Here is a 19,413-nt window from a genome sequence, read left to right as displayed (position 1 = left end):
ACGGCCTTTTATATATCAACCGTTAAACAGCCAAGGCTGGCTTTGGCGGCGTTTTTCTTCGAAGGCGTGAATTTCGTCAGCGTGTTGCAGGGTCAGGCCGATTTCGTCCAAGCCGTTTAAGAGGCAGTGTTTGCGGTGTTCGGTAATGTCGAATTTGAACGTTTCGCCGCTTGGTGTGGTCAGGGTTTGTTCGGCAAGGTCGATGGAGAGCTGATAGCCTTCGTTGGCTTCAACTTCTTTGAAAAGCTGGTCAACCTGTTCTTCTGTCAAAACGATAGGCAAAAGGCCGTTTTTGTAACAGTTATTGAAGAAGATGTCGGCAAAGCTAGGAGCGATGACGGCGCGGAAGCCATAGTCGTCCAATGCCCAAGGGGCGTGTTCGCGTGAAGAGCCGCAACCGAAGTTTTTACGCGTCAACAGGATTTGTGCGCCTTGATAGCGTGGCTGGTTCAGGGAGAAATCCGGATTCAACGGGCGTTTGCTGTTGTCCATGCCCGGTTCGCCGTGGTCGAGGTAACGCCATTCATCAAAGGCATTGGGGCCGAATCCGTTGCGTTTGATGGATTTCAGAAATTGTTTGGGGATGATGGCATCGGTGTCGACGTTGCTGCGGTCAAGCGGGGCAACGATGGCGGTAATTTTGGTAAAGGCTTTCATGTCAGATTCTTATAGTAATAATGGGAAATTATATGGCTATTCGGGTTAGCGTGTGCTGTGCAAACCGATTCGGTTGCCTTCTGTATCTTCGATAAATGCTGCAAAGCCGTTGGCAATGCGGAATTTCTCTTGTAACAGTTTGCCGCCTGCTGCAACGGCTTTTTCTGCTGTTTCGGCACAATCCGGGCAATTGAAGAAAATGGTTGTACCGCCGTGGCCGGGCTGGGCGTTGCTGTCGTGCCAAATCATGCCGGCCGTACCGTGTTGGGTGTAATCGGCTGGGAAAATGATGAAACGGAATCCGTTGCCGCCAACGTCTTGCAGGGGCTTGTCAAATACGGATTCGTAAAAGGCTTTGGCGCGATCCAAATCATGAGCGTGAATACCAAACCAGCTTGACGGATTACTCATTGTTTCTTCCTTTGCTTGGACTCGTGAAAATGTCTGAACAAGTAATAAGGTATCAGGCCGTCTGAAACGGAGTCAGGAGCTTCAGACGGCCTGATTTACCGAATTATTCGGTAGCGGCTTCGATTTTTTCTCCAACATGGCTCATGCCGCGGCCTACTGCATTGCCGCCTTTTTTAACGGCTTCGCCGGTTTTGTCGGCAACGTGTTCTGCCGTTTCTTTGGTTTTATCGGCTACGCGCTCAGCAGTCTCTTTGGTTTTGTCCCAATTGCGGTTGGTATCGTCTTTTGCGCCGGACCAAGTGCTGGAACAAGCTGACAGGATGAGGGCTGCGGCAGCCAATGCAAACAGTTTTTTCATACTAGATTCCTTTCAAGTTATCAATGATTAAGAAGGTTTTCGGACGTTTTGCGCAATAGGAAAACTTACTTGAGCAAGGTATTGTTTCAGACGGCCTGATCAATAAAGGCCGTCTGAAAATACTTTAAGCCATAGTGCGGATGTCGGTAAAGTGGCCGGTAACCGCGGCTGCAGCTGCCATGGCAGGGCTGACGAGGTGGGTGCGTCCGCCGTTGCCTTGACGGCCTTCAAAGTTACGGTTGGAAGTAGAGGCGCAACGTTGTCCCGGGGTTAGGCGGTCGGCATTCATGGCAAGGCACATAGAGCAGCCCGGCTCGCGCCATTCAAAACCGGCTTCTATAAACACTTCGTGCAAGCCTTCTTTTTCTGCCTGCTCTTTAACCAAACCGGAGCCGGGGACAATCAATACGCGTTGTACATTGTCCGCTTTTTTGCGGCCTTTGGCGATAGCGGCGGCTTCGCGCAAGTCTTCGATACGGCTGTTGGTGCAAGAGCCGATAAAGACGATATCGACAGGAATTTCGTTTAATGGCGTACCGGCTTCCAAACCCATGTATTCAAGGGCGCGTTCCATGCCGCTGCGTTTGACCGGATCGGCTTCTTCGGCAGGATTAGGCACTTTGCTGCTGATGTCCAAAACCATTTCAGGCGATGTGCCCCAAGTCACTTGAGGCTCGATGTCTTCGGCTTTGAAGTGGTATTCTTTATCGAATACGGCGCCTTCGTCAGACACCAGCGTGCGCCAGTACTCGACGGCTTTATCCCACGCTTCGCCTTTAGGTGCGAAAGGTTTGCCTTTTACATAGTCGATGGTGGTTTGGTCAACGGCAACCATGCCTGAGCGCGCACCGGCTTCAATCGCCATATTGCACAAGGTCATGCGGCCTTCCATGGAAAGGCTGCGGATGGCTTCGCCGCCAAACTCGATGGCGTAGCCTGTACCGCCTGCCGTACCGATTTGGCCGATGATATAAAGCGCCACGTCTTTGGCGGTAACACCAGGTTTCAGACGGCCTTCAACGGCAATCAGCATAGATTTGGATTTTTTCGCAGTAATACATTGGGTCGCCATGGTGTGCTCGACTTCGGAAGTGCCGATACCGTGAGCCAATGCGCCGAATGCGCCGTGGGTAGAGGTGTGCGAGTCGCCACAAACGACGGTCATGCCGGGCAGGGTAGCGCCTTGTTCCGGGCCCATGACGTGTACGATGCCTTGGCCTTTATCCATAAACGGGAAGTAGGCGAGTGCGCCAAACTCTTTAATGTTTTTGTCCAAAGTATCGACTTGCAGTTTGGAAATCGGATCTTGGATACCTTTGTCCCAGTCACCGGTCGGGGTGTTGTGGTCGGCTGTGGAGACTACGCTGTCGATACGCCAGAGTTTGCGGCCGGCCATTTTCAAGCCTTCAAATGCTTGCGGGCTGGTTACTTCGTGAACCAGGTGGCGGTCGATGTAAAGCAGGACAGTGCCGTCTTCTTCTTCGCGGACGACGTGGCTGTTCCAAAGTTTATCGTAAAGGGTTTGTGCGCTCATGATGAGTATTCTTTGCTATTGGTAGATATGAATGATGGTTTGCGTTTATGGGCGGATTTTAGGCTTTTTATAGGGGCTGCGCAATAGAAATTTGTCCAATTTTTAAAATTTGTTGCAAAGTTTCAAAAACACTTGTCAAAAATTAGACAAATTGTAGAATTGTTGACAAAAAGATTCATCTTATCTGAAAGAATGCTTGTCGAAATGCACTAAAAAGTTCTATCATTCTCACTCAACCCACACTTACCAAGAGGTATAGAGAATGAAATTACCGGTAATGGCTCCTGAGCATCTGACTCAATTACGGGAATTTGAGAAAAAAGTCCTTGCCAATCATGCCAAAATCGAAGCATGGTTCCGTTCGCATTGGAACGAACACCGTCCGCCGTTTTATGGTTCGGTTGACATCCGTAATGCCGGTTACAAAATTTCATCTATCGATATGAACCTGTTTCCGGGCGGCTTCAATAATTTGAATCCCAACTTTATCCCGCTGGCGGCGGTTGCCGCGCAAGATGCGGTGCAGCGTGCCTGTGAAACGGCCAAATCCGTATTGATTATTCCTGAAAACCACACGCGCAACACATTCTATCTGCAAAACGTTTACGCCCTCAGCGAGATTTTGCGCTCGGCAGGATATGAAGTGCGTTTGGGTAGCTTGAATCCTGAAGTAACCGAGCCGACCGAGTTTGAAACTGCATTAGGCGATAAAATCCTGCTGGAGCCTTTATTGCGTACCCGCGAGCGCGTTCATCTTGCAGACGGCTTCTCGCCTTGCGTCGTCCTGTTGAACAACGACTTGTCCGCCGGCGTTCCCGATATTCTCAAAGACATCAACCAAACCGTATTGCCTCCGTTGCACGGCGGTTGGACGACGCGCCGCAAAACAGAACATTTCAGCGCATACAACCAAGTCGCCGCCGAATTTGCCAAGCTGATTGGCATCGACGAATGGCAGATTAACCCGTATTTTGAAAAAATCGGCGGTTTGGACTTCCAAGAGCGCGAAGGCGAAGATGCGTTGGCAGGCGCGGTAGAGCGCGTATTGGCGAAAATCCAAGCCAAATACGACGAATTGGGCATTACTGACCAGCCTTTCGTGATTGTCAAAGCCGATGCAGGTACTTACGGCATGGGCGTGATGAGTGTAAAATCCGCCGATGAAGTACGCGGATTGAACCGCAAAAACCGCAACAAAATGGCGAAGGTGAAAGAAGGTTTGGAAGTCAGCGAAGTGATTGTCCAAGAAGGTATTTATACCTATGAAACCATGAACGGCGCCGTGTGCGAACCCGTCGTTTATATGATGGACCGTTTTGTTATCGGCGGCTTCTTCCGCGTACACGAAGGACGCGGCGCGGACGAAAACCTCAACGCCGGCGGCATGGTGTTCGTTCCGCTGTCCAATAGCATCCCCACCGGTAGCGGCGATAATTCCCAAGAAGCGCCTGAAGCCTGCAAACGCGTATTCGAACAATGGGACTCGCTCGGTATGCCGCGCTCCGAAAAAGACTGCGACGTGGACAACGAACACAACCGCCTCTATGTTTACGGCGTAATGGCGCGCCTGTCCTTGCTTGCCGCTGCATTGGAGTTAGAGAAAACCGCGCCTAAAGCCTAATAAAGCGTTGATCGATATTGTCAGGCCGTCTGAAAATCAGTTTTCAGACGGCTTTTTCTGTCTGTACAATTCATTCTAACTAAAAAAACATGATTTATTTTTATGAGCAAACCAGCCAATCCAGTTGAGATAACCGACAATCTGCAAGACCAAACCATGCAGCGCAGCAATACCGACAATGCGCCGCGTTCTGCTATTCATCAAACCTTGTATTCCGCCGATACCTTTGTTCAGCATGATTATATCGCCGGAAAAAACTTGCCTGATATTACCCGTCCGCAAGAAGGCCAAATCAACTGGCTGCATTTTGTCGGTATTAATGATGTCGTCTTGCTCAAGCACGCGCTTGAGTCTTATGGTATCCATGAGCTGGTTATTGAGGATATTCTCAGCCGCAAACAGCGTCCGAAAATCGAAGACTACGGCAGCTATGTTTTTACTGCCGCACAGGTTTACCACTATACCACCACAGGCAAGCTCCATTCTGACCAAGTGTATGTGATTATCGGCAAAGATTTTGTGTTGTCTTTCCAACAAAAACCGTTGGGTTTGTTCAGCCATCTCCGCCGGCAGATGTACGAAAATCCGCACAATATTTTGAACAAAAATACAGCGTTTCTTGCTTATTGCCTGCTTGACCGCATTGTGGACGACTATTTCATCGTTTTGGAGTCGTACAACAACCGTGTCGAAGCAATAGACAAGTCCCTGTTTAAAAATGAAAACAGCGATATTCTCAGTAAGATTCACCGCCTCAAGCGCGATGCCGTCCGTCTGCGGCGCACGCTTTTGCCATTGCGCGATGTGTTCTATCAACTGGCCGTGCGCGGCGATTTTGCTATTTTCAAAGGCGAATCGACCGTCTATCTGCGCGACGTATACGACCACAATATGCAGCTTATCGAATCGCTTGATGCCTCGCGTGATATGGTGTTGAGCATGATGGACATTTATCTTTCCTTCCAATCCAACCGCATGAACCAGCAAATGCGCGTGTTGACGGTTATTACCATCATCTTTATGCCGCTGACCGTCATCACCGGCATCTACGGCATGAACTTCGACAATATGCCCGAGCTGCATTGGCATTACGGCTATTTCATGGTTTTGGGTGTGATGCTGTGCATCATCATCGGACTGCTGATTTTCTTTTCGCGTAGAAAATGGCTGTAAACGTGTGGGTAAGGGGTTGAAACTCAACGTTTAAAAACGGTAGAATGATTTTGCACACGTGCAGTCTGAAGTTTTCAGACAATTTAAAAATAAATATCAAAAGGAGAAGAAACTATGAAACCGGAACGCCAGCTACCTTCCCATGAACTCATCATGTCCGAGCTGATGATGCCTTATACGGCAAACTTCAGCGGCAATGTTCACGGCGGCGATCTTCTGCGCCTGCTTGACCAAGTGGCATATTCCTGCGCCTGTCGTTACAGCGGTACCTATTGCGTTACTCTGTCTGTTGATAAAGTATTGTTTAAAGAACCTATTCATGTTGGTGAACTGGTAACCTTTTACGCCAGTATCAACTACACCGGCCGTACTTCTATGGAAGTCGGCATCCGTGTAGAGGCGCAAAACATCCACACCGGCGAAGTGCGTCATACCAACAGCTGCTACTTCACCATGGTTGCCGTTGAAGACGGTAAGCCGGTTCCTGTACCGCCTTTGGAAATCAATACACCGCGCCAACGCTGCCGTTATGAAAGGGCTAAAAAGCGCAAAGAGTTGAGTTTGCAGGCTGCGGACAAAGATTCTGGCTGCAATTAATAAATAACGAAGGCCGTCTGAAATCCTGTTTCAGACGGCCTTCACGCAAAAGCCATAAACCGCTTGTTTTGTGGTAGAATCAACATGATTTTTGCCATACTAAATTACAGATAATCATGACCGACGCAACCATCCGCAACGACCATAAATTTGCACTTGAAACCCTGCCTGTCAGCCTTGAAGACGAAATGCGCAAGAGCTACCTCGATTACGCCATGAGCGTGATTGTGGGCCGAGCCCTGCCGGATGTCCGCGACGGTCTCAAGCCGGTACACCGCCGCGTGTTGTACGCGATGCACGAGTTGAAAAACAACTGGAATTCCGCCTATAAAAAATCGGCGCGTATCGTCGGCGACGTTATCGGTAAATATCACCCCCACGGTGATATAGCCGTTTACGACACCATCGTCCGCATGGCGCAAGACTTCTCCATGCGTTATGTACTGATTGACGGTCAGGGCAACTTCGGTTCTGTCGACGGATTGGCCGCAGCAGCCATGCGTTATACCGAAATCCGCATGGAAAAAATTTCCCATGAAATGCTGGCGGATATCGAAGAAGAAACCGTCAATTTCGGTCCCAACTATGACGGCAGCGAACATGAGCCGCTGGTATTGCCGACCCGTTTCCCGGCGTTGTTAGTCAATGGTTCGTCCGGTATTGCCGTCGGTATGGCAACCAATATCCCGCCGCACAATTTGGGCGATACCATCAATGCTTGCCTGCGTTTGTTGGATGAGCCTGAAACTGAAATCGACGAGCTGATCAACATTATCCAAGCACCCGATTTCCCAACCGGCGCAACTATTTATGGCTTGAGCGGCGTGCGCGAAGGCTATAAAACCGGCCGCGGCCGTGTAGTGATGCGCGGTAAAACCCATATTGAGCCTATCGGTAAAAACGGCGAGCGCGAAGCCATCGTTATCGATGAAATCCCATATCAAGTAAACAAAGCCAAGCTGGTTGAGAAAATCGGCGAGTTGGTACGCGAAAAAACGTTGGAAGGCGTATCCGACCTGCGCGACGAGTCCGATAAATCCGGTATGCGTGTCGTGATCGAATTGAAACGCAATGAAAATGCCGAAGTCGTTTTGAACCAACTCTACAAACTGACCCAGCTGCAAGACAGCTTCGGTATCAACATGGTGGCCTTGGTTGACGGCCAGCCGCGCTTGCTGAACCTGAAACAAATCCTGTCCGAATTCCTGCGCCACCGTCGCGAAGTCGTTACACGTCGTACTTTATTCCGCCTGAAAAAAGCACGTCATGAAGGCCATATTGCCGAAGGTAAGGCAGTTGCCTTGTCCAATATCGACGAAATTATCCGTCTGATCAAAGAATCTGCCAATGCGCCGGAAGCCAAAGAAAAACTGCTGTCCCGCCCATGGCGCAGCAGCTTGGTTGAAGACATGCTCAGCCGTACGGATTTAGACCTGCACATGATGCGCCCTGAAGGCTTGCCAGAGAATTTGGGCCTGCACAGCCAAGGCTATTATCTGAGCGAATTACAAGCCGATGCCATTTTGCGCATGAGCCTGCGTAACCTGACCGGCCTCGATCAGGAAGAAATTGTCGGCGAATATAAAAACCTGATGAGCAAAATCATTGATTTTGTGGATATTCTTTCTAAACCAGAGCGCGTTACCCAAATCATTCGCGAAGAATTGGCAGACATTAAAGCCAATTTCGGCGATGAACGCCGCAGCGAAATCAATCCGTTTGGCGGCGATATCGCCGATGAAGACCTGATTCCGCAACGCGAAATGGTCGTTACCCTGACTCATGGCGGCTACATCAAAACCCAGCCGACCACCGACTATCAGGCTCAACGTCGCGGCGGCCGCGGCAAACAGGCAGCGGCAACAAAAGACGAAGACTTTATCGAAACCCTGTTTGTTGCCAACACGCATGATTATTTGATGTGCTTTACCAATTTGGGCAAGTGCCATTGGATTAAAGTGTACAAACTGCCGGAAGGCGGCCGCAACAGCCGCGGTCGTCCGATCAACAACGTTATCCAATTGGAAGAAGGCGAAAAAGTCAGCGCCATCTTGGCCGTCCGCGAGTTCCCGGAAGACCAATACGTTTTCTTTGCCACTGCACAAGGCATGGTGAAAAAAGTCCAGCTGTCTGCGTTTAAAAACGTTCGCAGCCAAGGCATTAAAGCCATCGCGCTTAAAGAAGGCGATTACTTGGTCGGCGCAGCGCAAACCGGCGGTGCGGACGACATTATGTTGTTCTCCAACTTGGGCAAAGCCATCCGTTTTAACGAATATTGGGAAAAATCCGGTAACGATGAAGCAGAAGATGCCGATATCGAAATCGAAAACGAAGATTCAGACGGCCTGGATGATGAAAATACCGAAAACGCATTGCCAAGTGGCAAACACGGTGTCCGTCCGTCCGGTCGCGGCAGCGGCGGTTTGCGCGGTATGCGCCTGCCGGCCGATGGCAAGATTGTCAGCCTGATTACCTTCGCCCCTGAAGCCGAGCAAAGCGATTTGCAAATATTGACCGCTACCGCCAACGGCTATGGCAAACGCACCCCGATTGCCGATTACAGCCGTAAAAACAAAGGCGGCCAAGGCAATATCGCCATCAATACCGGCGAACGCAACGGCGATTTGGTTGCCGCGACTTTGGTCAGCGAAACCGACGATCTGATGCTGATTACCAGCGGCGGTGTCCTGATTCGTACCAAAGTTGAGCAAATCCGCGAGACCGGCCGTGCTGCCGCAGGTGTCCGCCTGATTAATCTGGACGAAGGTGAAACCTTGGTCAGCTTGGAACGCGTGGCCGAAGAGGCTGAAGATGAAGCCGCTTTAGAAAGCGATGCAGCTGAAAACCAAGTGGTAGAAGCTGAAGATACTCCGTCTCAAGAATCTTAAACGTCAATGAAAAAGGCCGTCTGAAAAGTTTTCAGACGGCCTGCTTATTCCAAAAGAAAATCCCGTGAGCGCAACCGAACCGTTCGATTTACCTCTTTTTCTGAAAAATCTGCCCAACCTGCCGGGCGTGTACCGTTTTTTTGACGAAGACAACAATGTTTTGTATGTCGGCAAAGCGGTCAATCTCAAGCGGCGCGTTTCCAGCTATTTCCAAAAAAACGACCATTCGCCGCGCATCGCATTGATGGTAAAACAGGTTCACCATATCGAAACCACCATCACGCGTTCCGAAGCCGAAGCGTTGATTCTCGAAAATAACTTCATCAAAGCTCTGTCGCCGAAATACAATATTCTTTTCCGCGATGACAAAAGCTATCCTTATTTGATGCTCAGCGGCCATCAATATCCGCAAATGGCGTATTACCGCGGCACACTGAAAAAGCCTAATCAATATTTCGGCCCGTATCCCAACAGCAATGCCGTGCGCGACAGCATTCAAGTATTACAAAAAGTCTTTATGCTGCGTACCTGCGAAGACAGCGTATTCGAGCATCGCGACCGTCCTTGTTTGCTTTACCAAATCAAACGCTGCACCGCGCCTTGTGTCGGTCATATCAGCGAAGAAGATTATCGCGACAGCGTGCGTGAAGCAGCGACTTTCCTCAATGGTAAAACCGACGAATTGACGCGCACCTTGCAACACAAAATGCAAACCGCCGCCGCTAATCTGCAATTTGAAGAAGCCGCACGTTACCGCGATCAAATCCAAGCGCTCGGCATCATGCAAAGTAATCAGTTTATCGACAGTAAAAATCCGAACAATCCCAACGATATCGATTTGCTTGCGCTGGCGGTTTCAGACGGCCTGGTCTGCGTACACTGGGTCAGCATCCGCGGCGGGCGGCATGTCGGCGACAAAAGCTTTTTCCCCGACACCAAAAACGATCCCGAGCCAAACGGACAAGATTACGCCGAAGCCTTCGTCGCCCAACACTATCTGGGCAAAAGCAAACCCGACATCATCATCAGCAACTTTCCCGTTCCCGATGCACTGAAAGAGGCTTTGGAAGGCGAACACGGCAAGCAAATGCAGTTTGTCACCAAAACCATAGGCGAACGCAAAGTCTGGTTGAAAATGGCGGAACAAAACGCGCAAATGGCGATTGCCCAACGCCGCCTGCAACAAAGCAGCCAGCAACACCGTATTGATGAACTGGCCAAAATCCTCGGCATGGATTCAGACGGCCTCAACCGCCTTGAATGTTTCGATATCAGCCACACGCAAGGCGAGGCTACTATTGCGTCCTGTGTTGTGTACGATGAGCAAAACATCCAGCCTTCGCAATACCGCCGCTACAACATCACAACCGCCAAGCCTGGTGACGACTACGCCGCCATGCGCGAAGTGTTGACGCGCCGTTACGGCAAAATGCAGGAGGCCGAAGCCAACGGCGAAAGCGTCAAATGGCCGGATGTCGTGTTGATTGACGGCGGCAAAGGGCAAATCGGCATAGCCGTATCGGTATGGGAAGAACTCGGGCTGCATATTCCTTTGGTCGGTATCGCCAAAGGCCCCGAGCGCAAAGCCGGTATGGAAGAACTCATACTGCCTTTTACAGGCGAAGTCTTCCGCCTGCCGCCCAATAGCCCGGCCTTGCATTTATTGCAAACCGTACGCGATGAGTCGCACTGCTTTGCGATTACAGGCCACCGCAAAAAACGCGACAAAGCACGCGTTACTTCCTCACTCAGCGAAATCCCCGGTATCGGCAGCAAACGCCGCCAAGCATTGCTCACTCGATTCGGCGGTCTGCGCGGCGTGATTGCCGCCAGCCGTGAGGACTTGGAAAAAGTGGAAGGCATCAGCAAAGCATTGGCGGAAACCATTTACGAGCATCTGCACTGATTGGCTTGAAGAGCAAAAAGGAACAATATGAAACCTGTCATCATCAAAAATATCGAGATCGGCAAAGGCCTGCCTAAAATTGCCGTGCCGCTGGTGGCCGCCAATACGCAGGAATTGGATCAGGCTTTGCGCGTATTGAAAGATACGGCTTTTGACATTATTGAATTTCGTGCGGATTTTTTTCAAGCTGCGCTTGATGCCGATTTTATTGCCGAGCAATTAGGTATTGTCCGACAGGCTTTTCCTGACAAGCCTTTGCTGTTTACGTTTAGAAGGACGCAAGAGGGCGGCAATACGCCTTGTTCTGACGACTATTATTTTGAATTATTGGAAAAAATCATCCGTTCCAAACAAGTCGATATTATCGATATCGAGCTTTTTGCCGAGGAAAGCGGCGTAAAACAAACCATTGCTTTGGCGCATGAGTATCAAACTGCCGCCTTACTTTGTAATCACGATTTCCAAGCCACGCCGTCTTTGACAGACATTACAGGCCGTCTGAAAACAATGGCTGAGTGGGGCGCGGATATCTGCAAAATTGCCGTCATGCCGCAATCGCCGCAAGATGTATTGACCTTATTACAGGCAACATATGATGTTTCACAAATTATCGACCGCCCGATTATTACTATGTCTATGGGTAAAATCGGAGCTGTCAGTCGCTTGGCCGGCTCGACTTTCGGCTCGGCCGTAACCTTTGGTGCGGCACAAAAAACGTCTGCACCCGGCCAGATTAATGCCAATGAATTAAGGAAAATTTTGGCAATTTTAGGATAGTTTAATTATTAATATTTAAGGTCGTCTGAAAAATATTTTTCAGACGGCCTGATTTTTTTAAATTTATTTCTTTTAATTTTAAATAAAACCTGTAACAATAGGCTTCCTATTTTAATAACTAGAGGAGAAATAAAATGACTACTACTAAAGAAAATCTGGCGAACCCAGGTCCAGTAGGCCTGTGTGGCTTTGCATTGACAACTTGGTTGCTCAGTCTGATTAACGGCGGCTTTTTTACTGCTCAAGAGGGTGTCGGCTTAGTTTTGGGCATGGCTCTCGCCTTTGGTGGTATCGCCCAAGTTATTGCCGGTATGTTTGAGTTCAAGAAAGGCAATACGTTTGGCTTTACCGCTTTTATCAGCTATGGCGCCTTTTGGTGGACATGGGCTTTGTTTACCATCTTTTTTAAAGGTGAAACAGCCCCGGCATTTATCGGCTGGTATCTCTGCGCATGGGGTATGTTTTCGCTGATGATGTTTGTGGCTACCTTGACCAAACCTAAAGTATTAAGTGGTATTTTCTTTTTCTTGACGCTGACTTTCTTTGCATTGGGTATTGGCGATGGCATGGAAAATCATAGCATCGTCCATATCGGCGGTTGCTTAGGCTTGGTAACTGCACTTGGTGCGTTCTACTTGGCAGCGGCAGAGGTCATCAACGAATCTTTCGGCCGTACTGTTTTGCCGGTTGGCGAGCGTAAATAAGCATCACTATACAAAATGCCGTCTGAATGGTGGAAATGAAATCAAGGATTTCAGCCACAATGTTCAAACGGCATTTTTTATTTGTCTTCAAATAAATCGACATCAAATAAATCCGGCTCTTTGATGCGCTCCCGACAATCGAGCTTGATGTCTTCAGTAACCCGGCAGCAGCACGGCAAAATTTCTCCGGGCGCGACAAAAGCGAGTGGAAAATTATCATAAGAGACTTTCCCATCCAAGATTTTGACCCGGCATGAACCGCAATAACCGCTGCGACATTGGTATTCAACTTCGTGTCCAGTGCGCTCCAAGCCCTCCAATAAGGTTTCGCCTTGTTGGAGTTGGAAGGTTTTGTCGTGTGTGCTAATGAGTGCCATTTGTGTTTTAGGGCATAGAGGCCGTCTGAACAATGTTTCAGACGGCCTTAAATATATAAATTCAAATAATCAAGCCTTTTTCCCACAAGGCCAAAACGACATGAAGCTGGCTGTTATATTTTTTTTCATTACCCACAATTTCGCGCCAGAAAACGGATTTTTTCTGATTTGCCCATTCGGGATCATTTTTTAAAAGGCTGACCGCTGCAACGGCATATTCTCCGTTTTTGGAATGTTTGGTTTTGACTTTTTCCGGGTTGATTCCTTTAACCAACCCCGCACGACACAATCCCAAAAATGCATTCTTTGGGCATCCTTTTTTTCTAATTGACTCCTTGATGGGAAATGATGCCGCAATCTCTGTCCAAGCTTGTTCCATATCTTCATATTTAGAATATGATTCAGCTGCTTTTACCGCAATGTCGCCATAAATCTTCATTTTTGGTTATACCTTGAGGATTGAAAAGAGATTTTCAGACGGCCGGTTACGCCCAAAGGCCGTCTGAAACGCGGTTTACAGCTCGAAATCGCCCAAATCGTCCGCGCTGACTTCCGAATCAATCTGACCGATTAAGTAAGAAGAAATTTCCACTTCCTGCGGCGCAACCTGTACGTTGTCGGACGACAGCCACGCGTTAATCCACGGAATCGGGTTTTGGGTCGCACCCTCGAATCCGGCGGGCAGACCGACCGCCTGCATACGCAGGTTGGTGATGTATTCGACGTATTGCGCCAGAATTTCCTTGTTCAGACCGATCATCGAACCGTCTTTAAACAGATAGGAAGCCCATTCTTTTTCCTGCTCCGCCGCTTTTTTGAAGAGTTTGAAACATTCGTCCTGCAATTCGACGGCGATTTCCGCCATTTCAGGGTCGTCTGAACCGGCGCGCATCAGGTTGAGCATATGCTGGGTGCTGGTCAGGTGCAGGGCTTCGTCGCGGGCGATCAGTTTGATGATTTTGGCGTTGCCTTCCATCAACTCGCGCTCGGCAAAAGCAAACGAGCAGGCGAATGAAACATAGAAACGGATGGCTTCCAACACGTTGACACACATCAGGCAGAGATAGAGTTTTTTCTTCAACCCACGTAAAGACACGGTAACGAGCTTGCCGCCGACATTGTGCGTCCCTTCGCCCAACAGGTTGTAATACTGGGTATATTCGATTAAATCATCGTAATAGCAGGCGATATCTTCGGCGCGGGCGATGATGTATTCGTTCTGCACGATGTCGTCGAACACGACCGACGGATCATTCACGATATTGCGAATGATGTGAGTGTAGCTGCGCGAGTGGATGGTCTCGCTAAAGCTCCACGTTTCAATCCAAGTTTCCAACTCGGGAATCGACACCAAAGGCAGCAAGGCAACGTTCGGACTGCGGCCTTGGATGGAATCGAGCAGGGTTTGGTATTTCAGATTGCTGATGAAAATATGTTTTTCATGTTCGGGCAGGTTGGCATAGTCGATACGGTCGCGCGACACGTCGATTTCTTCCGGCCGCCAAAAGAAAGACAGTTGTTTTTCAATCAGTTTTTCAAATATTTCGTATTTCTGCTGGTCATAACGGGCAACATTTACCGGCTGACCGAAAAACATCGGCTCTTTAAGCGCATCGTTTTTGGTTTTGGAAAAGGTGCTGTATGACATGACTAGGTGTTCGCAGGACATGGTTTTTTCTCAAGTTGATTTAAATCTAAAAGTAGGATAGGCGACTTCTAGGCTATGCAAAGCAGATGGGTCGTCTGAAAATTTTTATTTTGAGCCTTAATTGCAATCGTGGTACAATTTGTCTCAACAAAACGCATGAGCAGGCATGAAACTATTTCAGCGTTTGTCCGGCCTTTTTAGGCTACTAGCCCAAGAGCAGTTATAAAGCGAAGCCTGTACTAACAACCCTTACTTTTAAGTGAGGGTTGTTTTACTTTGGGCGTTTGATTCTCTTATTGACCAATGTATTATGTAATAATACAAAGAAACCAACCGGTTTTCTCCTTACTGTTGTTCCATGATTTTCTTTGTAATCCTTATCTCGGATATATGCACTATTAATGTGAATATGTACATCATGCTTGGGAGATTTGGCTCTTTGAAGTGAAAAGTAGATTTCATAATCCACTTTTTTACCGTTTTTATCCGTTACTGATATGGTCAGAAACTTATCGTCAGCCGAAGTAAAATAACATTTACTCCTACTGATTTCACGCATAATTTGCGGCAACATTTTTGAAACCTGATAACGTTCGAAACAAAAAATTCGTGTCTCTTTAGCCGTTACATAATGCAATGCAGGTTCAACATCTGATAACTTTTCTCCCTTACGTTTATTTTCGCCTCTTGTAAAACAATGTGAACTAAACTCGATGATACAGCGGTATCGTTTTTCCGCCGTACCATCACTTTTCGCAGGTTGAATATAATCGCAAGAAAATGCAGTTAAATGCGTTAAATCATATTCACTACCTTGATAATCAAATTTAGGAAAGGCTTTCAATTACTTCACCAAAGCCCTTATCAAATCTTACAAGCCCCCCCAGCACAGCCGTCATCCTGAATATCAGTCTGCGTATCGTCTGCGCCGTCGCGGGTGTTGTGGTAGTACAGGGTTTTGACGCCGTATTTGTAGGCGGTCAGCAGGTCTTTGAGCATTTGCTTCATGGAAACTTTGTTGCCTTCGAATTTGCCCGGGTCGTAGGCGGTATTGGCAGAAATCGCCTGATCGACGAATTTTTGCATCACGCCGACAAGTTTCAGGTAGCCTTCGTTGCCCGGAAGCTGCCATAGGGTTTCATAGGCGTCTTTCAGGGTTTCAAATTCCGGTACGACTTGTTTCAGGATGCCGTCTTTCGATGCTTTGACCGTTACCAATCCGCGCGGCGGCTCGATGCCGTTGGTGGCGTTGGCGATTTGCGAACTGGTTTCAGACGGCATGAGAGCGGTCAGAGTCGAGTTGCGCAGGCCGTATTTGACGATGTCGGCGCGCAGGCTTTCCCAGTCGCACAACAGCGGTTCGCTGCACACGGCATCCAAGTCTTTTTTGTAGGTGTCGATGGGCAGTTTGCCTTGCGAATAAACGGTCTGGTTGAACAACGGGCATGCGCCGTATTCTTTGGCAAGGTTCACCGATGCTTTGAGCAGGTAATACTGCATAGCTTCAAACGTGCGGTGGGTCAGACCGAGCGCGGAATCGTCGCTGTAACGGACGCCGTTTTTCGCCAGATAGTAGGCGTAGTTGATGACGCCGATGCCGAGCGTGCGGCGGTTCATGGTCGCGGTGCGGGCGGCTTCGACCGGATAGTCTTGATAATCCAACAAGGCATCGAGTGCGCGCACGGTCAAATCGGCAAGCCCTTCCAGCTCATCCAAGCTGTTTAATGCGCCCAAGTTGAAGGCGGACAGGGTACACAGGGCGATTTCGCCGTTCGGGTCGTTGATGTTGTCCAGCGGTTTGGTCGGCAGGGCGATTTCCATACACAGGTTGGACTGATGCACGGGCGCGACGCGCGGGTCAAACGGGCTGTGCGTGTTGCAGTGGTCAACGTTTTGGATGTAGATGCGTCCCGTTCCAGCGCGTTCCTGCATCAGCGTGGAGAACAAATCGGTAGCCGACAAGGTGCGTTTGCGGATGGTCGGGTCTTGCTCGTATTTCGTGTAGAGACGCTCGAATTCGTCTTGATCGGCAAAGAACGCGTCATACAGGCCGGGGACTTCGTTGGGTGAAAACAGCGTGATGTTGCCGCCCTTAATCAGGCGGGTGTACAGCAGGCGGTTGATTTGCACGCCGTAATCAAGCTGGCGGATGCGGTTGTCTTCCACGCCGCGGTTGTTTTTCAACACCAACAGGCTTTCGGCTTCGATGTGCCACAAGGGGTAGAACAAAGTTGCCGCGCCGCCGCGCACGCCGCCTTGCGAGCAGGATTTAACCGCCGCTTGGAACATTTTAAAAAACGGGATGCAGCCGGTGTGTTGCGCTTCGCCGCCGCGGATTTCGCTGCCCAAGCCGCGGATACGGCCGGCGTTGATACCAATACCTGCACGTTGGGAAACGTATTTCACAATCGCGCTGGTGGTGGCGTTGATGGAGTCGAGGCTGTCGTCGCATTCAATCAATACGCAGCTTGAGAATTGGCGCGTAGGCGTGCGCACGCCGCTCATGATCGGGGTCGGCAGCGATACTTTGAATGTGGAAACGGCGTCGTAAAAGCGTTTGACGTAATCCAAGCGCGTCTCTTTCGGGTATTTGCTGAAGAGACACATCGCCACCAAAATATATAAGAACTGCGGCGTTTCATAAATCTGGCGGGTAACGCGGTTCTGCACCAGATATTTGCCTTCGAGCTGCTTCACGGCGGCATACGAGAAGGTCATGTCGCGGCTGTGGTCGATATAGGCGTTCAGCTCGTCAAACTCTTCACGGCTGTAATCTGCGATGATGTGGCGGTCGTATTTGCCTGCTTCGGTCAGTTTTTTAACGTGATCGTAGAGGTGAGGCGGTTCGAATTCGCCATAAGCGATTTTGCGCAGATGGAAAATGGCGAGGCGGGCGGCCAGATATTGATAATCGGGCGTATCTTGTGAGATCAGGTCGGCCGCGGCCTTGATGATGGTCTCATGGATGTCGTCGGTACGGATACCGTTGTAAAACTGAATATGTGATTTGAGCTCGACTTGCGATACGGAGACGTTTTGTAAGCCTTCTGCCGCCCAAGTAACAACGCGGTGGATTTTGTCTAAATTAATATCTTCCAAGCGTCCGTCGCGTTTGGTTACTTTAATATTCGTTGCTGCATTCATTATTCAGTCTTCCCATTAAAAAAACACAAGATACGGTATGTGATTGCTTTGAACGGCACAATATAATGTATTTTTCTTTGTTTAACTAGACTTGACAATGCGCTTTTTTCGGGGGCTGATTAAGGAGGGGGAAGGCTCAGACTAGGTTTCATGTGGCTTTGTGGCGATTTGGCATTATTTTGCATTTGCATCACATTTGGTTAAACATTGGCTAGAGGCTTATGAAATAAAGAAATTTATATTCGGCGTCTGTCTAAATAGAAGGTGTGTTAAATTTTGCAAAGCAAGAAGGATAATGTCGTAATTGCTGACACTCGCCTGTCATGCAACACATTAGACGGTTTGTCGAGGCATCAGGCGAGGCATATAATGGGATGAATATTCAACCTGAATTGGGAGAAAATCATGTTGATACTTAAAGCTTTAGGTTCTGCACTGGCAGTGGTTGCTGTATTGAGCTTGGGTACTTATTCTGCCGAAGCAGCGGCCAAACCGCATGGTCATCATGTGAGCAAACACCAGCATGCGAAGAAAAACAAATTACATCCTGCTTGTAAGAGATACCTTGAGCGCCGTGCCGCTTGGTATCGCTACAAAGGCAACAAGGCCGAGTTGAGGGAAAACCGAAAAGCGGCAAAAGCGTTCCGCGGTTTGCCTTATGCCGAGCAAAAAATTCAATGTCAAGCTGCTTATCAGGCATTTGATGATTTTGATCACGGCAAATTCCGCCGCCGTTAATCGTCTGATTTAAACAAAGGCCGTCTGAATGTTTCAGACGGCCTTTGATATTTATTTCTCAACAATGATTTTGTTTTCGGCTTGAGGCTCGTATTGAGTAGATTCATCACCGTAATACAACACACCCAGCTTGATGGGGATGCGGCCTTGCGATTTGCGGTGGGCATTGGAATCGCGCAGGGAGTAGGCGCAACCGCAATATTCTTGTTGATAGAAATGTTCGCGCTTGCTGATTTCAATCATGCGTGCGCTGCCGCCGCCTTTTCGCCAGTTGAAATCCCAATAAACCAAGTCATCGTACGGCTCGGCGGCGCGATGGCCGCAGCCGTTGATCTGTTTCATGTCTTTCCAGCGCGAAATGCCCAGTGAGCTGGTGAAGACATGGAAGCCGTTTTCATGGGCATATTGAGCCGCTTTTTCAAAACGCATATCGAAACACATGGTGCAGCGGATACCGCGTTCAGGTTCAAATTCCATGCCTTTGGCTTTGGCGAACCATTCTTTACGGTCGTTTTCGTAGTCGTCGTCTTTATCGACAAAGGGGATGCCGAATTTGTCCGCAAAGCGCATATTTTCTTCTTTGCGCAACATATATTCTTTGTGCGGATGGATATTGGGGTTGTAAAAATAAATGGTGTAGTCGATGCCGCTGGCAAGCATGGCTTCCATCACTTCGCCGGAACATGGGGCGCAGCAGGAATGTAGCAGGACTTTTTTATGGCCGCCCGGCGGAACGAGGATAGGGCGGTCAATATCGGTAACGATGGGAGTGTTTAATTCGGTCATGGTTGGATTCTATTTATTGTTAAGTGTTTCAGACGGCCTTAGGTATCGGGGCCGTCTGAAATATAAGATGAAGCATATATTTTAACAGAGCTGT

General features: G+C 49.0%; 18 protein-coding genes. 8 read left to right on the top strand and 10 right to left on the bottom strand.

Annotated features, from left to right (window positions below; genetic code table 11):
* Positions 1 to 15: 15 nt before the first annotated feature.
* The 4 genes from leuD to leuC all read right to left on the bottom strand — a co-directional run bounded on the left by leuD (position 16) and on the right by leuC (position 2,960).
* On the bottom strand, positions 16 to 657 hold the full coding sequence (leuD, locus tag ACTHTQ_RS01875) for a 3-isopropylmalate dehydratase small subunit (protein ID WP_440362914.1): 642 nt from the start codon (positions 655 to 657) through the stop codon (positions 16 to 18).
* A 45-nt stretch (positions 658 to 702) separates the two neighbouring features.
* Positions 703 to 1,068: a VOC family protein gene (locus ACTHTQ_RS01870; RefSeq protein ID WP_003686332.1), complete on the bottom strand. Its 366-nt coding sequence runs from the start codon at positions 1,066 to 1,068 to the stop codon at positions 703 to 705.
* 103 nt (positions 1,069 to 1,171) lie between these two features.
* Positions 1,172 to 1,426, bottom strand: coding sequence for a hypothetical protein (locus ACTHTQ_RS01865; RefSeq protein WP_049335219.1), 255 nt, complete (start codon positions 1,424 to 1,426; stop codon positions 1,172 to 1,174).
* A gap of 124 nt (positions 1,427 to 1,550) precedes the next feature.
* Positions 1,551 to 2,960: a 3-isopropylmalate dehydratase large subunit gene (gene leuC / locus ACTHTQ_RS01860; protein ID WP_440362913.1), complete on the bottom strand. Its 1,410-nt coding sequence runs from the start codon at positions 2,958 to 2,960 to the stop codon at positions 1,551 to 1,553.
* A gap of 262 nt (positions 2,961 to 3,222) precedes the next feature.
* On the opposite strand from leuC, the gene gshA reads away from it, so the two are divergent.
* From gshA to ACTHTQ_RS01825, 7 genes are all read left to right on the top strand, one after another.
* Entirely contained in the window at positions 3,223 to 4,581 is a 1,359-nt protein-coding gene (gene gshA / locus ACTHTQ_RS01855; RefSeq protein ID WP_440362912.1) for a glutamate--cysteine ligase, read from the top strand.
* 102 nt (positions 4,582 to 4,683) lie between these two features.
* Positions 4,684 to 5,754 carry a magnesium/cobalt transporter CorA gene (gene corA / locus ACTHTQ_RS01850; RefSeq protein WP_440362911.1) on the top strand — a complete coding sequence of 357 codons (1,071 nt, stop codon included), beginning with the start codon at positions 4,684 to 4,686 and terminating at the stop codon, positions 5,752 to 5,754.
* A 114-nt stretch (positions 5,755 to 5,868) separates the two neighbouring features.
* A complete protein-coding gene (locus tag ACTHTQ_RS01845; protein WP_049351048.1) occupies positions 5,869 to 6,351 on the top strand; it encodes an acyl-CoA thioesterase in 483 nt (160 codons plus the stop codon).
* A gap of 116 nt (positions 6,352 to 6,467) precedes the next feature.
* A complete protein-coding gene (gene gyrA, locus ACTHTQ_RS01840) occupies positions 6,468 to 9,239 on the top strand; it encodes a DNA gyrase subunit A (protein ID WP_440362910.1) in 2,772 nt (923 codons plus the stop codon).
* Between the two features lie 64 nt (positions 9,240 to 9,303).
* Positions 9,304 to 11,145, top strand: coding sequence for an excinuclease ABC subunit UvrC (gene uvrC / locus ACTHTQ_RS01835; RefSeq protein ID WP_440362909.1), 1,842 nt, complete (start codon positions 9,304 to 9,306; stop codon positions 11,143 to 11,145).
* A 27-nt stretch (positions 11,146 to 11,172) separates the two neighbouring features.
* Positions 11,173 to 11,922: a type I 3-dehydroquinate dehydratase gene (gene aroD, locus ACTHTQ_RS01830; protein ID WP_440362908.1), complete on the top strand. Its 750-nt coding sequence runs from the start codon at positions 11,173 to 11,175 to the stop codon at positions 11,920 to 11,922.
* A gap of 134 nt (positions 11,923 to 12,056) precedes the next feature.
* Positions 12,057 to 12,626 (top strand): acetate uptake transporter, encoded by a 570-nt coding sequence (locus ACTHTQ_RS01825; RefSeq protein WP_070711946.1) that lies wholly within the window; start codon positions 12,057 to 12,059, stop codon positions 12,624 to 12,626.
* Between the two features lie 77 nt (positions 12,627 to 12,703).
* On the opposite strand, the gene yfaE is transcribed toward ACTHTQ_RS01825, so the two are convergent.
* From yfaE to nrdA, 5 genes are all read right to left on the bottom strand, one after another.
* Positions 12,704 to 13,003, bottom strand: a complete 300-nt coding sequence (yfaE, locus tag ACTHTQ_RS01820; RefSeq protein WP_003686421.1) for a class I ribonucleotide reductase maintenance protein YfaE — start codon at positions 13,001 to 13,003, stop codon at positions 12,704 to 12,706.
* Between the two features lie 61 nt (positions 13,004 to 13,064).
* Positions 13,065 to 13,442 carry a DUF6979 family protein gene (locus ACTHTQ_RS01815; protein WP_009427512.1) on the bottom strand — a complete coding sequence of 126 codons (378 nt, stop codon included), beginning with the start codon at positions 13,440 to 13,442 and terminating at the stop codon, positions 13,065 to 13,067.
* A 75-nt stretch (positions 13,443 to 13,517) separates the two neighbouring features.
* Positions 13,518 to 14,651 (bottom strand): class Ia ribonucleoside-diphosphate reductase subunit beta, encoded by a 1,134-nt coding sequence (nrdB, locus tag ACTHTQ_RS01810; protein WP_440362907.1) that lies wholly within the window; start codon positions 14,649 to 14,651, stop codon positions 13,518 to 13,520.
* 271 nt (positions 14,652 to 14,922) lie between these two features.
* Positions 14,923 to 15,495 carry a hypothetical protein gene (locus tag ACTHTQ_RS01805; protein WP_440362906.1) on the bottom strand — a complete coding sequence of 191 codons (573 nt, stop codon included), beginning with the start codon at positions 15,493 to 15,495 and terminating at the stop codon, positions 14,923 to 14,925.
* A gap of 20 nt (positions 15,496 to 15,515) precedes the next feature.
* The gene (nrdA, locus tag ACTHTQ_RS01800; protein WP_440362905.1) at positions 15,516 to 17,795 is read right to left on the bottom strand and encodes a class 1a ribonucleoside-diphosphate reductase subunit alpha; all 2,280 of its coding nucleotides are present in this window, start codon (positions 17,793 to 17,795) and stop codon (positions 15,516 to 15,518) included.
* A 405-nt stretch (positions 17,796 to 18,200) separates the two neighbouring features.
* On the opposite strand from nrdA, the gene ACTHTQ_RS01795 reads away from it, so the two are divergent.
* Positions 18,201 to 18,533 carry a stress response protein gene (locus ACTHTQ_RS01795; protein ID WP_440362904.1) on the top strand — a complete coding sequence of 111 codons (333 nt, stop codon included), beginning with the start codon at positions 18,201 to 18,203 and terminating at the stop codon, positions 18,531 to 18,533.
* A 51-nt stretch (positions 18,534 to 18,584) separates the two neighbouring features.
* Here the strand turns inward: ACTHTQ_RS01795 and ACTHTQ_RS01790 are convergent, their stop codons facing one another.
* Complete coding sequence (locus ACTHTQ_RS01790; RefSeq protein ID WP_004464372.1) at positions 18,585 to 19,319, bottom strand: epoxyqueuosine reductase QueH; 735 nt, start codon at positions 19,317 to 19,319, stop codon at positions 18,585 to 18,587.
* Between the last annotated feature and the right edge of the window lie 94 nt (positions 19,320 to 19,413).

The sequence above is a fragment of the Neisseria sp. P0020.S003 genome (genome assembly GCF_051957095.1).
GTDB classification, from domain to species: domain Bacteria; phylum Pseudomonadota; class Gammaproteobacteria; order Burkholderiales; family Neisseriaceae; genus Neisseria; species Neisseria subflava.
Note: the sequence above shows the minus strand (reverse complement) of the source record. Positions and strands in the feature narration are given on the sequence as shown.

Coding starts and splice junctions, on each gene's coding strand:
- leuD (WP_440362914.1), bottom strand. CDS start 657: ATGAAAGCCTTTACCAAAATTACCGCCATCGTTGCCCCGCTTGACCGC.
- ACTHTQ_RS01870 (WP_003686332.1), bottom strand. CDS start 1,068: ATGAGTAATCCGTCAAGCTGGTTTGGTATTCACGCTCATGATTTGGAT.
- ACTHTQ_RS01865 (WP_049335219.1), bottom strand. CDS start 1,426: ATGAAAAAACTGTTTGCATTGGCTGCCGCAGCCCTCATCCTGTCAGCT.
- leuC (WP_440362913.1), bottom strand. CDS start 2,960: ATGAGCGCACAAACCCTTTACGATAAACTTTGGAACAGCCACGTCGTC.
- gshA (WP_440362912.1), top strand. CDS start 3,223: ATGAAATTACCGGTAATGGCTCCTGAGCATCTGACTCAATTACGGGAA.
- corA (WP_440362911.1), top strand. CDS start 4,684: ATGAGCAAACCAGCCAATCCAGTTGAGATAACCGACAATCTGCAAGAC.
- ACTHTQ_RS01845 (WP_049351048.1), top strand. CDS start 5,869: ATGAAACCGGAACGCCAGCTACCTTCCCATGAACTCATCATGTCCGAG.
- gyrA (WP_440362910.1), top strand. CDS start 6,468: ATGACCGACGCAACCATCCGCAACGACCATAAATTTGCACTTGAAACC.
- aroD (WP_440362908.1), top strand. CDS start 11,173: ATGAAACCTGTCATCATCAAAAATATCGAGATCGGCAAAGGCCTGCCT.
- ACTHTQ_RS01825 (WP_070711946.1), top strand. CDS start 12,057: ATGACTACTACTAAAGAAAATCTGGCGAACCCAGGTCCAGTAGGCCTG.
- yfaE (WP_003686421.1), bottom strand. CDS start 13,003: ATGGCACTCATTAGCACACACGACAAAACCTTCCAACTCCAACAAGGC.
- ACTHTQ_RS01815 (WP_009427512.1), bottom strand. CDS start 13,442: ATGAAGATTTATGGCGACATTGCGGTAAAAGCAGCTGAATCATATTCT.
- nrdB (WP_440362907.1), bottom strand. CDS start 14,651: ATGTCATACAGCACCTTTTCCAAAACCAAAAACGATGCGCTTAAAGAG.
- nrdA (WP_440362905.1), bottom strand. CDS start 17,795: ATGAATGCAGCAACGAATATTAAAGTAACCAAACGCGACGGACGCTTG.
- ACTHTQ_RS01795 (WP_440362904.1), top strand. CDS start 18,201: ATGTTGATACTTAAAGCTTTAGGTTCTGCACTGGCAGTGGTTGCTGTA.
- ACTHTQ_RS01790 (WP_004464372.1), bottom strand. CDS start 19,319: ATGACCGAATTAAACACTCCCATCGTTACCGATATTGACCGCCCTATC.